Source organism: Micromonospora endolithica (assembly GCF_003626595.1).
Taxonomy (GTDB): Bacteria; Actinomycetota; Actinomycetes; order Mycobacteriales; family Micromonosporaceae; genus Micromonospora; species Micromonospora endolithica.
Genome location: NZ_RBAK01000004.1, coordinates 214,098 through 226,990 on the forward strand (window position 1 = coordinate 214,098; position 12,893 = coordinate 226,990).

The 12,893-nt window shown below is 71.6% G+C and carries 13 protein-coding genes and 1 pseudogene; 6 read left to right on the forward strand and 8 right to left on the reverse strand.

Annotation, left to right across the window (positions count from 1 at the left end; genetic code table 11):
* Positions 1–156 precede the first annotated feature (156 nt).
* A pseudogene (locus D7223_RS33500) lies at positions 157–699 on the reverse strand (GNAT family N-acetyltransferase); the annotation flags it as partial.
* Between the two features lie 60 nt (positions 700–759).
* Between D7223_RS33500 and D7223_RS12785 the strand changes: the two are divergent.
* Positions 760–1,353, forward strand: coding sequence for a TetR/AcrR family transcriptional regulator (locus tag D7223_RS12785; RefSeq protein WP_120728507.1), 594 nt, complete (start codon positions 760–762; stop codon positions 1,351–1,353).
* 59 nt (positions 1,354–1,412) lie between these two features.
* On the opposite strand, the gene D7223_RS12790 is transcribed toward D7223_RS12785, so the two are convergent.
* Both D7223_RS12790 and D7223_RS32770 read right to left on the reverse strand, forming a co-directional pair.
* Positions 1,413–3,422, reverse strand: coding sequence for an FAD-dependent oxidoreductase (locus D7223_RS12790; protein ID WP_202864635.1), 2,010 nt, complete (start codon positions 3,420–3,422; stop codon positions 1,413–1,415).
* A 436-nt stretch (positions 3,423–3,858) separates the two neighbouring features.
* On the reverse strand, positions 3,859–4,008 hold the full coding sequence (locus D7223_RS32770) for a hypothetical protein (RefSeq protein ID WP_158610876.1): 150 nt from the start codon (positions 4,006–4,008) through the stop codon (positions 3,859–3,861).
* Positions 4,009–4,096: 88 nt separating this feature from the next.
* Here D7223_RS32770 and D7223_RS12795 point away from each other — a divergent pair, with 88 nt between their 5' ends.
* Positions 4,097–4,486 carry a hypothetical protein gene (locus D7223_RS12795; RefSeq protein ID WP_120728509.1) on the forward strand — a complete coding sequence of 130 codons (390 nt, stop codon included), beginning with the start codon at positions 4,097–4,099 and terminating at the stop codon, positions 4,484–4,486.
* Positions 4,487–4,657: 171 nt separating this feature from the next.
* Here D7223_RS12795 and D7223_RS12800 read toward each other — a convergent pair whose 3' ends face one another.
* The gene (locus tag D7223_RS12800; protein ID WP_186832201.1) at positions 4,658–5,254 is read right to left on the reverse strand and encodes a TetR/AcrR family transcriptional regulator; all 597 of its coding nucleotides are present in this window, start codon (positions 5,252–5,254) and stop codon (positions 4,658–4,660) included.
* A gap of 69 nt (positions 5,255–5,323) precedes the next feature.
* Between D7223_RS12800 and D7223_RS12805 the strand changes: the two genes are divergently transcribed.
* Both D7223_RS12805 and D7223_RS12810 read left to right on the forward strand, forming a co-directional pair.
* Positions 5,324–5,698 carry a nuclear transport factor 2 family protein gene (locus D7223_RS12805; protein ID WP_120728512.1) on the forward strand — a complete coding sequence of 125 codons (375 nt, stop codon included), beginning with the start codon at positions 5,324–5,326 and terminating at the stop codon, positions 5,696–5,698.
* A gap of 182 nt (positions 5,699–5,880) precedes the next feature.
* Entirely contained in the window at positions 5,881–6,432 is a 552-nt protein-coding gene (locus D7223_RS12810) for an RBBP9/YdeN family alpha/beta hydrolase (RefSeq protein ID WP_120728514.1), read from the forward strand.
* Between the two features lie 51 nt (positions 6,433–6,483).
* Here D7223_RS12810 and D7223_RS12815 read toward each other — a convergent pair whose 3' ends face one another.
* Positions 6,484–7,230: an aminoglycoside phosphotransferase family protein gene (locus D7223_RS12815; protein WP_186832380.1), complete on the reverse strand. Its 747-nt coding sequence runs from the start codon at positions 7,228–7,230 to the stop codon at positions 6,484–6,486.
* A gap of 320 nt (positions 7,231–7,550) precedes the next feature.
* Between D7223_RS12815 and D7223_RS12820 the strand changes: the two genes are divergently transcribed.
* A complete protein-coding gene (locus D7223_RS12820) occupies positions 7,551–9,449 on the forward strand; it encodes a serine/threonine-protein kinase (protein ID WP_120728516.1) in 1,899 nt (632 codons plus the stop codon).
* Between the two features lie 123 nt (positions 9,450–9,572).
* On the opposite strand, the gene D7223_RS12825 is transcribed toward D7223_RS12820, so the two are convergent.
* From D7223_RS12825 to qcrC, 3 genes are read right to left on the reverse strand one after another with little or no spacing between them, the layout of a single operon-like run.
* A complete protein-coding gene (locus D7223_RS12825) occupies positions 9,573–10,214 on the reverse strand; it encodes a hypothetical protein (protein ID WP_120728518.1) in 642 nt (213 codons plus the stop codon).
* 50 nt (positions 10,215–10,264) lie between these two features.
* The gene (qcrA, locus tag D7223_RS12830; protein ID WP_120728520.1) at positions 10,265–11,353 is read right to left on the reverse strand and encodes a cytochrome bc1 complex Rieske iron-sulfur subunit; all 1,089 of its coding nucleotides are present in this window, start codon (positions 11,351–11,353) and stop codon (positions 10,265–10,267) included.
* Positions 11,350–12,192 (reverse strand): cytochrome bc1 complex diheme cytochrome c subunit, encoded by an 843-nt coding sequence (qcrC, locus tag D7223_RS12835; RefSeq protein ID WP_120728522.1) that lies wholly within the window; start codon positions 12,190–12,192, stop codon positions 11,350–11,352. The genes qcrA and qcrC overlap by 4 nt, the downstream gene beginning before the upstream one ends.
* Before the next feature lie 218 nt (positions 12,193–12,410).
* On the opposite strand from qcrC, the gene D7223_RS12840 reads away from it, so the two are divergent.
* Complete coding sequence (locus D7223_RS12840) at positions 12,411–12,782, forward strand: DUF1330 domain-containing protein (RefSeq protein WP_120728524.1); 372 nt, start codon at positions 12,411–12,413, stop codon at positions 12,780–12,782.
* Positions 12,783–12,893 lie beyond the last annotated feature (111 nt).

The window sequence follows — 12,893 nt, forward strand, 5'->3', positions numbered from 1 at the left end:
CTGCTGCGGCCCGCCCTGGACGATCACGCCGCCGGAGGCGAACAGCCGGTGGATCGACCCGACGTCGGGCACGGCACCGTCGGCGTTGGTGAACAGTGCGAAGAAGGACGCGACGAGCCGGTCGATCTGGGCTCTGTCGTCATCGGCCGCGATCGAGCGCGCCCGCCACTCGGGGGCCAGCACCGACCAGATCTCGCCGTCGGTACGGCCGCCGTGGCCGTCGGGGCCGACCGAGCGCAGCACGGCGTCGCGGCTCATGCCCAGCCGCTTCGCGACGGCGACACTGCGTACGTTGCCCGCCTTGGTGTGCCACTCCACCCGCTGGATGCCCCGTTCGCGGATCGCCCAGTCGAGGATCCGTTCGGCGGCCCGCGTCACCAGGCCCTGCCCCTCGGCGCCGGGCTCCAGCCAGCAGCCCGCCTCACAGACGCCCTGCCCGACGTCGAAGGAGACGAACATGACTCCGCCGACGAGCCTGCCCTCCTGCCAGATGCCCCAGATCCCGCCGTCGTCGCGGCGGCGCCGGTCGGCATAGCGCTCCAGCACGTCTCGCGCCCCGGCCAGGTCCGTGGCGACGAACGAGGCTCCCACCCAGGGCTTGATGTGGTCCCGGCACCGGTCCAGGTTGGCCAGGAACTCCTCGGCCTGCCAGGACTCCAGCGGCCGCAGTTCGGCGGCGGCGGTGAGGGGGGCGTACATCGGTCCTCCCGAGGTGTCCGGCAGGTGCATAACAAACGTTTGGTATGTAAGCTAGCACGGATGCCGCCCGCCCGTGCCGACCACGCCTCCCGCCGCGAAGACGTCTCCGCGGCGGTCTGGCAGGTGCTCGCCGAGCACGGCTTCGGCGGGCTCACCCTGCGTGCGGTGGCCACCGCCATGGGCGCCTCCACCGGCCTGGTCACCCACTACTTCGCGGGCAAGCGTGAGCTGATCGCCCACGCTCTCGACATCCTGGAGACGCGCACCACGCACCGACCGCGGCGGGCCGTACCCGCACCCGGCCTGCCCGCGCTGCGTACCCACGTGCTCAACATTCTGCCGTTGACCCCGGACGCGGCGGCGATGAACCGGATCTGGCTCGGCTCGTGGGACGTGGCCCTGTCCGATCCGGACCTGTTCGCCGCGCAGGCCGCACGATACGAGCGCATCCGGGAGTCGCTGCGGGAATGTGTCGCCGACGCCCAGGAACTCGGGCAGCTACCCGCGGGCGAACCGGACCACGTCGCCTCCACCGTGCTGTCGTTCACCCACGGGCTCGTCGTGCAGGCGCTGTTCGACCCGGCCCGATTCACCGCCCAGCGGCAGACCGAACTGACCGACGGGTTCCTCGCCACGCTGGCCGTCGGCCGCTGAGCGCCGGCTCCCCTCCTGTCATCAGCGCCGGGCGGACGGTGACCGGCGCGAGGCTCGTGTCACGCGCGGACGAATCGGGCCGCGTCGGCGACCACGTGGCCGTCGGTACCGTCGGTGCGGATGAGGACGCTTCCGTTGCTTCCGGCCGCGAAGGTGAAGGTGCCGACGGAGATCCACTGGCCGCCGGACTGTCGCTGGTTCACCGTCCGCGTGGCCATCCCACCCGAGTACGTGATGTCCACCGGTACATTGCTGGCCCGGTTCTCGTGGGCGGTCCAGCGCAACTGCACCGTCCACGCCCCGGCCGCCGGCAGCGTCGGACGGAACCGCAGCCGGTTGACCCCCTTGCCGGTGTTGCCGTCGTGCTCGTAGTCGACGCCGTAGTAGCCACCGATGGCACTGCTGCGCAGCCAGGTGCCGGCACGGGTGACCCCGCTCGCGGCGGCGTTGTCCACGATCACCTCGCCACCCGGCGACCAGTCCAGCACCGCGCCGTCGGAACGCAGCCGGGACTGGAGGGCAGACACGGACACCCCCTGCACGACCTGGTCACCGGCGAGCGCCAGGGACGCCGCGGTGGCCGCGGCCTGCCCCAGGATCATGAAGACCGGCTCCATCCGGATCGAGCCGTACGCGATGTGGCTCGCCGAGAGGCAGACCGGCACCAGGAGATTGGCGCACTGCGTCTGGTGCGGAACGATCGACCGGTAGCTCACCGGGTACGGCGCCGGCACCCCGACCTGCACGTCGCCCTCGTTGCGTACCCTGCCGTCGACGACCACCCGCTGACAGTTGTGCGAGTCCATCGTGTAGCTGGCCAGACCCACCGAATCGGCGGCCCGGGTGGCGCCCCGGCAGTCGTGCTCGGTCATCACGTACGCGGAGACCATCCGGCGAGCCTCCCGGATGTAGAGCAGCGGCGGCCACCCGCCGGTGCTGGTGAACTCGTCGACCGGCAGGCCCCACCGGGCGGTGGAGTCGCGCACCGTCGCCGGCAGTCGGGAATCGTTGGCCAGGAACCACATCAGCCCCTGCTGATAGTTGCGGTGCTCGGCGATGATGCTCTCCCGAGCGGCCCAGCTCGCCGTCGGGTAGGTGTAGTTGTAGCCGATGTGGTCGGTGGAGACCGCGCCGTTGTTGTTCGAGTCGGTCTTGCCGCCGCCCACCGAGTGGGTGGTGAAGTACGGGCCGGCGTACCCGGCCTGGATGTGGCGCAGCAGCAACTCGTAGTCGACCGGGTCGTACCCGGACGGCTTCGCGAAGGGGATCCGGTCGGCCGACTGGGTCAGGCACATCCGGAAGCAGTACGCCTGGATCCGGTCGTCACCGCTGCCCTGCGGCGCCAGCGGCGTGCGCGAGATGCCCGGTAGCAGGCCGCTGGCCGGTGAGCCGGCCGTGACGTACGGATCCACCGGGTGGGCGAACTGGTGGGTGCCGCGGGACTGCACCCCGTTGATGGTCTCGCCGTAGGCGTCGTTCGACTCCCGTCCGACGGTGAAGCTGACCCCGGCCATGGCCAACAGGTCACCCTCGTAGGTCGCGTCGACGAAGACACCGCCCCGGTAGACCGACCCGTCCTCGGTGCGCAACTCGGTGATCCGGGTGCCGGTGCGGCCCAGGCCGGTCAGCCGGGCGTTGGTGATTACCGGGACACCGGCCTCGGCGAGCAGGTCGGCGAAGACCGCGGCGGCCACCCGGGGTTCGAAGGTCATCCGCAGCGGGGAGGTCGGCGTGACCGTGCCGCCGTGGTACTTCACGTGGATCCGGCGGTAGAACTCGGCGGCCAGGCCGCCGATGGACGCCTGCACACCGGTGTCGGTGGCGCCCAGGCCCGCCGTGCTCAGCCCGCCGACATGGCTGGTCGGCTCCACCACCACCACGGTGCGGCCGAGGCGGCGCATGGTGACGGCGGCGGCCAGCCCGCCGGAGGTGGCGCCGTAGACGACCAGGTCGGCGGTGGTGACGGCGGCGCGGGCGGGGCTGGCGCGGAAAGGCTCAGCGAGGCCGGCGAGGACGAGACCAGCGCCGCCGGCGGTCAGCAGGCGGCGACGGGACAGCGGAAGAGACACGGCGAACTCCGAGGGTCGCGAAGGGACGGTTACAGAAGCACGCCGCTGCCACTGTGATTCGCATTCTTCAATGCATTGTCGGTGGGTGTCAAGCCTTGGTGATGATGCGGTAAGTGTTATCGGTGCCGGGGGTGGGTCCACGCAGGCGACGTTCGATCGCGGGACGGCGACGTCGGATTCGCCGCAGGGTGCCGCTCGGATTGCCATCTGACGGAAGGGGTGTCCGGCCGGCCGGTGTGTCGAATCCCTTCTCGTACACCGGATCTGGAGCGGGATCAAGTGCCGACGCCGGTGATCGCCGGGGGGGCGACCGGCAGATCACGCGGATGCCGGGGCAGCAGCGCGAATATGTGTGGGGTCCGGTGCGAGAACTTCGAGGGCTCCAGATAGCAGTTTTCGGGTGTCGAAATTGGTCGCGCCGATACGGTGATCGAGATTAGCCGACAGGCAAAGATGCGGTACGGTTCGTGCCGGCCATTTCGCGGTGACTTAGAGGTACATCATGACTAACAGGATCGACGCCCGATTGGTGAACGAAGGCCGAGCCGGAAATCGAGCTGCCCTCGACGAGCTTTTCCGTCGACACCTGCCGACGGTACGGGCGACTATCGCCCGGCCGGTGCCCCCCGCCGAGGTCGACGACGTCGTGCAGGAGACGTTCCTCGGTCGTCTCCGTGGCCAACGTCGGCATGCTCATCGCCGCCGGCCATCACAACCTCCTCGCCGGCAACCGCGTCGTGTCCTCCGGACGCCTGCCCGACGGACGTCCCCTGCGCCACCACTTCGTCGGCATCTACGTCTGGGATTGCTGCTACCGGCACATCCCCGAGGGCGTCTGGACCCACAACACCGCTCGCGACAACGTCGTCGGCAACGCGTGGATCACCACCAGGAACACCAGCGCCCGCACCGACTACAGGCTCGACCACTGCCATCCGGGTACCTGTACCAACAACAAGAGCCTGCCGGGCACCGTCACCACCGCCACCGAGAAGGCGGAACGCACCCGGTGGGTGGACAAGCTGCGCTCCCGTCGTATCCAGACAGGTATGCGGTCCTCGTGACCGACCGGGGCCCGTCGACGGCCGGTCGTTCAGCTTCGGTAACCGTCGTCGGCCGGGCCCTGACGGACCGGCGGTGCGTGGCCCCTCGACCGCGGCATTGAGGTTCGTGCGCTGGCGGGCGGGGCGCACCGGTGAACGCCGAGTGCGCCCAAAGGCAGAGGCCGCCGTCGATCAGGGCTGGCGGGCGCCGTAGAGGCGCAGGATGCTGTGGCGTAGCGCGGCCGCGGTCTGCGCGGTGCTCATCCGGCCGGCGGCGACCTCGCCGCCGGCCGCATGGCCGAGCGCGATGGTCGCGGAGACCAACCAGGCCGGGCTGAGGGTGCCGTCGAACTCGCCGGTGGCCTGGCCGCGCCTGATCAGCCGCTCCAGGCGCTCGTTGACCGCGGCATGCTGACGTTCGGAGTCCGCCTGGTCGGCGGAGGTCGCCGACGGGTGCAGGAGCAGCGGGTACCGGTCGAACAGCCGCCAGGTGACGTCCAGCCAGCGCAGCAGCGCCTCGGTGACCGTGCCGCTGTCGACGTCGGCGGCGTCGAGGGCGGCGACGGCTTCGGCGGTGATGCGGTCGATGACCGCGGCCACCAGCAGTGGCCTCGACGGGTAGTGGGCATAAACGGTTTGGCGGGTGACGCCAGCCGCGGCGGCAACCTGTTCCACCTTCGCGTCCGGCTGCCGACCGAGCACCTCGACGGCCGCGTCGAGCACGGCGGCGGCGCTGCGCTCGGCGTCCGAACGCCGCCGACGCCGCCGACCCCCCGTTATCTCTGACATGTTGTCTAATCTACTGCCCGGCATTATCGTGGACACCATGTCAAAGATAAGTCGTTCTGGGGAGATCGAATGACGCCCCGCACCGACCTGACCAACTATCTGATCCACTATCCGCGGGAAGCGGGACTGGGCGACGAGGACCCGGAGACCGTGCTCGACCGCTACCACACGCCGGACTACGAGCTGGTCAACGATGGCGTGCTGCTGGACCGGAAGCGGCTGCTGGACCACATCCGTCCGGCCCGCAAGCGGGCAGTTGGTCTCCGTGTCGAGGTGGAGCAGGCGCTGGTGGACGGCGACCATGTCGCCGCCCGGTACCGGCTCATCGCGGAGTTGGGTAAGGGCGCCGCCATCACCACGGAGATCTACATGTTCGGGGAGTTGGCTGCTGACGGCCGGCTGCGCCGGGCCGTCCAAGCCACCCGGACGGTCCCATCCGGATAGTTCCACAGCTACGTCAAGCGGCGCCTCGACGCTGATGACCGCAGTGAGGTTCGGGCCCACCCGATCGGGGTTCTAACTCACCAGGCATTGCGGTTTCCGGGCGGTCGTCTCGCTCCCCGCCGATCAGCGACTGACCACCGCACGGCACGAGCCCGGGGGAGCGTCGCACTACCCTCCAGAGCATGACGCGTTGGCTTGTCGTGCCCGGTCGAGGAGTCCCCTTTCCCGACCACTGGTCGCGCAGGTGGGTCAGGGACCACCCGGAGTTCCAGTGGGCGCCTGAACCGCCCGGGCCCCCGTACGTCGCCGCCGACCGGGCCGCCGCGCTGCGCGCCGCCATCAGCGCCGACGACGAGCCGGCGATCCTCGTGGCGCACAGCGCCGGATGCCTGACCGTCGCGGTCTGGGCCAGCCAGCACGTCGGGCCGGTCCGCGCCGCCCTGCTGGTCACGCCGCCGTACCTGGATCCGGACTGGACTCCCGACCCGCACGAGACCGTCGATGTCTTCATCGACCAGGTGCCACGCGAGCCATTGCCCTTCCGGTCGATCCTGGTCGCCAGTCGCAACGACCCGCATGCCACGTTCGCGCAATTCGAGGCGTACGCGCGGGACTGGGGCTCGGAACTGTTCGACGCGGGCGCGGTCGGGCACCTGGACTCCAAGACCGGGTTCGGCGCGTGGCCCGACGGCGAGCGCCTGGCCCGATCGTTGGCCCAGCCCGTCCAGCCCTGACCCCGCCGACGGCTCCGGGAGCGGCGTCCGCGGGGACGAGCGCTTCCCGCCTCACATCCGGGATCTGAGCACGTCGATCTCGCAGCCTGGCGAGGACGGGTCGAAGCCGTGCTCGACCAGCCAGCGGACCGCCACCAGGCTTCGCCACGACCACCACCCGCGGATCACGTCGAGGTCGACATCCGCGCCGTAGCCGGCGACCACATCGTCAAGGCGCTCCTCGTGTCCGAGCGTCAGAACGGCGAGGTCGTACAGGGCATCGCCCTGGGCCGCCTCGGACCAGTCGATCACTCCGGTGACCGTGTCACCGTCGACGAACACGTGGGTGATCTGGAGGTCGCCGTGCGTGAACACCGGTGTCCACGGCCGCAGCGCGGACTCGGCCACCTGGCGGTTGCGCGTCACCAGGTCGGTGGGGAGAGCGCCGTGCCTGACCAGCCACTCGCATTCGCCGTCGAGGCGCGATGCCAACTCGTCGAGGCTCCGGCCGGGCCACGGCGGCAGCGGCGAGTCGTGCAGCATCCGGACGGCGGCACCCGCCGCGGCCCACGCCGCCGCCGACGCCGTCGACGGCTCGCCGAGGCGGCCGAGTGCTGTCCCGGAGAGGGCGGCGAGCGCGAGCACGGGCGGCTTGCGCCACAACACCTGCGGAGTCGGGACCGGTGCCAGGGCCATCGCCTCGACCTCGACGTCGACACGCGCCTGATCAGCGTCGATCTTCAGGAACACCTCACCGACCCGCAGGGTCGCCCGCTCGGCGTGGGCGACGACGACCTCGACTTCCGCCACGTCGGCCATCATCACTCGACGATCATCGAGGTCGCCATAAATTAACGCCGGCGAGGCCGGCTCGTCCCGCCCCAGGCCAGTGTCCTAGGACGCGCTGGAGGGTGTGTCGACCATCGCGAGAACGAGCCCTGCACCGCACGTCATGTGGCGGAGCGATCGCGAAACCATGACGGTCACATGACGATCGCCGTCATTCGCCGTACGGCTGTTGAGCAGGGGTTTTGGCGTACGGCGGCCGGGTACCGCCGACAGTTGACGGGCCGTTGGCACCGGGTGTTGGCCCCGCCCTGACCGTGCCGACGTCGGACGACGACAGGGGAGACGAACACGTGCGGCTCCTGCAGCAGCGCTACCGACTCGACGAGTCGGTCGGCCAGGGCGGCATGGCGGTGGTCTGGCGGGGTTTCGACCTGCGGTTGCAGCGCACGGTCGCGGTGAAGATGCTCTCCCCGCAGCTGTTGGACGACCCGGTGGCGCGCGAGCGGCTGCGCGGTGAGGCGCTCGCCGCGGCGAAGCTCGATCACCCGCACATCGCCGGCGTCTACGACTACGGCGAGCACCGGCGCCGGGGCAGGAGACGGGCCCCCTTCCTCGTGATGGAGTTCGTGGACGGCGAGAGTCTCGCCGCCCGCGTACGCCGGTCGGGCCGGCTGTCCTGGCGCGAGACCGCCGGGTTGGGCGCCGCGGTGGCGGACGCCCTCGCCGCCGCGCACGCACATGGACTCGTCCACCGGGACGTCAAGCCCGCGAACGTGATGCTCGGTTCCCGGGGGATCAAGGTCGTCGACTTCGGTATCGCCGCGGGGGTCGGCCAGGATCCCGCCGACCAGGCGGGAGTGATCTGGGGTACGCCGGCCTACCTGGCACCGGAGCAGGCGGCCGGTGCCACGGCGGCACCGGCGGGTGACGTCTTCGCCCTGGGGCTGGTGTTGGTCGAGTGCGCCACCGGGCGGAGCCCCGCCGAGCTGCGGCGCCGCGGGGGCGAGATCGAGGTCCCTCCGGTACCCGAACTGCCCGACGAGGCGGCCGCTCTGGTGCGGCGTTGCCTGTCACCGGACGCGGTCCACCGACCGGCGGCCGCCGAGGTGGCAGCCGTCCTCCGGGGCGTCCCGGGGGCGGCGGTGCGGCCGGCGGGCCCGGTGGCGGAGCTACCGGCCACCGCCGGCTCGACCCGTCAGCTGACCGGCGGGCCCAGGACCACGCCCCGCGTCGGAAGGACCCGGCGCGGAACCGTCCGGGCCGCCGGTGCCCTGGGCCGGCGCGGGCTCGGCACCCGTGTCGCCGTCGGCGTGCCGGCGGTCGTGCTCGCCGCGGTGCTCGTCGGTCAACTGCCGGGCCTCACCGCGCTCGACGATGCCGCGGACAGCGACACCGGGGGCGCCGAGGCGCAAGCCGGTAGCTGCGCCGCCCGCTACACCGCCCGGCACCTGCCCGACGGCAGCTTCCGCGCCGACCTCACCGTGACCAACACGGGCGCGCAGTGGTTGCGCGACTGGTCACTGGCGTTCGCGCTGCCTCCGGGGCACCGTGTGCTCACCGCCGGCAGAGCCTGGAACCAGGAGCACCGCCGGGTGACCTTCACCCCGGCCACACAGCTGGCGCCCGGCGCCACTCTGGCGGCGGCACTGCGCGGCACGGTCGAGGCGGACCACCTGAAATCCCCGGCCACGTTCTCCGTCAACGGCCTCCCCTGCGATCGGGTCGTCAGCGAGATCGCCTCACTGGACCGCTCCGCCACGCCGACCGCCTCCTCCGTCACCACGATGACACCGGGAGAGCGGCCGTCCGGTGAAGCTGCCGCCACGCGGTCACCCGGGGGCGCGGCCGGGGCACCCGCGACTCCGCGGGACAACCATCCACCCTCCCCGACGCCGGAGGTGAGCGATGCCCCGAGTCCCTCGGCGACGGCGGACCCCGAGGTTCCCGCCACACCCGCACCGTCAGGCGACCCCTCGCCGAGCACCGACCCTTCGCCGAGTGCCGACCCTTCGCCGACTACCGACCCCTCGCCGACTACCGACCCCTCGCCGAGTGCCGACCCTTCGCCGAGTGCCGACCCGACACCGACCGAAGGCCCGGTGTCGCCGCCGCCCGACGACGAGTCCACCGCCAGCCCGCCACCCAGCGGCTCGCCCATTGCGCCGACCACCGCTGCCCCGTCCGCCACCGCGTCCCCGGTCGGCGGCGGGAAGGAATCCACGACCGGGGCACCACCGCCCGCCGGGTGACGGCATCGGTCTCCTTGCCGGGGCGCGGACGAGAACGTCTCTGCCGGGTCGCGGGACCGGGAGCGACGGGACGCGGATCGCCGCTCCCGGTATCCGGAGGTGACCGGTGGGTCGGGCGTCGGATCAATCGTTTCGTTCGGCTCCGTCGTCGATCTCGGCCTCCTCGGGTTCGATGATCGGCGGGGGCGGTGCGACGGGGGTCAGCGGGGCGGCGACCGGGGCCGGGGCGGTGACGCGTTGCCCGTTGCCGAAGTCGAACGTGACGTAGGCGTTCTGCCCCGAACGCAGGGACTCGTCCAGTCCGAGGAGCGCGAACTGGCGCCCGGCCTGCTGGTTGAACCGCACGAAGCTCAGCGGGGGGAGTTCGACCCGCGCCGCCTCGGTCGCCGGGCCGGGATCCTGCGGCGATTCGTCCGGTGACGGGGAACCACCCGGGCTCTCCGGGCCGGTGGGCGTGGCCGGCAACGGGGGGATGGCCCCCTCCCCGCCCACGATGACGACGTCGCGGGCATCCCGCGTGGTGACGGTCACCGTGACCGGGCCCTTCGAGTCGTTGTAGATGACGGCGCTGAGCAGCGCGGTGCCGCCGGCCGGGTAACCGTCGGCACCGGGAAACTCAAGGACCAGGCCCCGAACCGCGTACTCGCCGTTGTCGGTCTTGACGTTGACGCCCTGGATGGAGGGCTCCTTCTCGGCCGTCTCGGCGATCTGCCCCGCGCCGCAGCCGGCAAGCAGCAGACCTGCGATCGTGGGTACCAGCGTCACCCGCGAGGAGAACCTGGCGAATCGGGCCGACCTCCGAAGCGAGCGCCGGGTCACGGGCGCTCCCAGAAGTCGGGGCCGATGGGCTCCTGGTAGTCGGAGGTGGCGACGAAGAAGCCTTCGTCGTCGACCTCGATGGGCAGTTGCGGCAGCGGCCGGCTGGCAGGTCCGAAGATGGGCCGGGCGTTGTCGGTGATCAGGAACTGGGACTGGTGGCACGGGCAGAGCAGCCGGTTCGTCTGTTGCTCGTAGAGGCTCGCGGGGCAGCCGGCGTGGGTGCAGATCTTCGAGTAGGCGATGAAGTCGCCCCACATCCAGTCCTGCTTGCCGGCTTCCCGGTTGTTCTCCCGCGCGACGAGGGCGTCCTCGGCGCGGAGCCGGATGAGGAGGGTGACGGAGTCCGCGTGCGCGTTGCTGACCCCGTGCGGGATTCCCGGGAACACGGTGACCTGACCACCGGGCAGGATCTCCAGCGGCCGGACGGGCCGTCCGTCCTCCCGGACCAGGCGGATCCTGGTGATGGCGCCGTTGTCGTCGGCGGGGGCGAACCCGGTGCGGAACAGTTCCTGGTCGTCGTGGGGGTCTTTGATCAGGCCGCCGACCAGTGGAGCGGCGGCGACCGCTCCGACCGGGAGCAGGCCGGCGAGCAGGGACACCCCGAGCAGGGGACGTCGCCGGACGCCGAGTTCGTCGGCCAGGTAGAGCATGGTCTGGGCGGCGATTCGCCGATCGTCGGTGGGGGAGGGCTCGTCGTGCCGGTCCTGGATCGACACCTCCTTCGGTAACAGTTTCTTGCCCCAGACCAGCACGCCGAAGCCCAGCGCGAGCAGCGCGACGCCGAGAGTCACACCGAGCAGCGGGGTGTAGAACTCCTCGATGTCGCCGACCAGCCGGTACCGCCACGGCCACCAGACGTAGACGACGAGGAAGGCGGTCGCGGCGACCGCCGCCACCAGGAAGAGGACCGCCACGGTACGGGCCAGCCGCTGCTCGGCCTTCGAGCCGGCGGCGACCTGCGGCTCGTAGTGGACGATCTCGATGTCGTCGCGGCGCGCCCCGGCACGGACCACCTCGAAGCGGGTCAGCCCCGGGTCGTCGAGGTCCGCCGGCGGCCGGCCCTGTCGCTCGGTGCGCGCGGTCACGACTTACCCGCGATCCAGAGGCTGGCGAAGACCAGCACGACGATACCGACCAGGAAGATCGCCAGGCCTTCGGTGGACGGACCGTAGCGGCCGAGGTTGAACCCGCCCGGGTCGCGGTCGTCCTGCACCACCTGCTGGATGTAGGCGATGAGGTCGACCTTCTGCTCCGGGGTGAGCTGGCTGTCGCCGAACACCGGCATGTTCTGCGGGCCGCTGAGCATCGCCGCGTAGATCGTCCGGTCCGACGCCGGGTACAGGCTCGGTGCGTACTTGCCGGAGGACAGGGCGCCTCCGCCACCGCCGAAGGCGTGGCACTGCGAGCAGTTGATCCGGAACAACTCCCCGCCCCGGGTCAGGTCGGCCTCGCCCAGCTGGTCACCGATGCCGTCGGGAACCACCGGCCCGCCGCCGATCTCCTGGATGTAGGCCGCCAGTTGGCGGACCTCCTCGTCGCTGTACTGCGGCGGCTTGCGCATCGCCTGGGCCTCCTGCCGGGCCAGCGGCATCCGCCCGGTGCCGACCTGGAACTCGACCGACGCCGCGCCCACGCCCACCAGGCTCGGACCCCGCCCCTGCACGCCACCGGCGCTGCGCCCGTGGCAGGTGACGCATCCGACGTCGAACAACGCCTCACCCTCCGCGGCGGCACCGCTGAACCGGGGCTCCTCCTGCGCCTGCGCGGATGGCGCGAAAGCCGCGTACACCCCGCCGGCCAGCGTCAGCGCGATCAGCAGCCGCACCGCGGCGCCAAGGCGCCGGCCCGCCCCACGCCGCGCGCGCGGCGTGAGTCGGCGCCGCCATGGTGGCGGACCGGATCGGCGGCGGCGAACAGGTGCCACGGGGTCTCCTCAGGTGCGTCAGGTGGGCGACGGGCCTGCGGAGACCGCCGGTCGGTGCGGGTCGGCCACCCCGTTCGCACCCTATGAAGCCGGCCGGCACCGCGTTCCGCTTTCGCCGTTTTCCACCGGAGGGGGCGGCCACGTACGACGATCTGTCATCGCTGAGCGCGGGTGCCCGTGGTGTCATGTCGGCACCGACGAGCAGACCGGAGGCACCGATGGCAGTCGACCCGACCGGCCGTGATCTGAAGCAGTTCCTTGCCGCCGACCCTGAGGGGCCGGTGGTGATGTTGAATCTTCTGCGCTTCGCCGACGGCGGACGGGAGTCGTACGCGCGCTACGCCGCCGCTCTGCGGGAGACGTTCCTGCCGCGCCACGGCGGCGAGGTGCTCTACGCCGGCGACGGCGGACCGGCCCTGGTCGCCGAGGAGGGGCAGGCGTGGGACGCGGTGCTGCTGGTGCGGTACCCGAGCCGGCTGGCCTTCAGCCGGATGGTCGCCGACCCGGAATACCAGGAGGTCACCCGGTGGCGCACCGACGCCCTGCGGGAAGCCGTCCTGCAACCCACCACCTCGTGGCTGCCGGCCTGACCACCTCCGGGCCATCGACCGATCACCGGACGCCGGTGGCCATCGACCGAGTCGCATGACTGACCGCTGCCGGGACGGGTACGCGGCGGCGGCTCGGGTCGGACGGCCCGG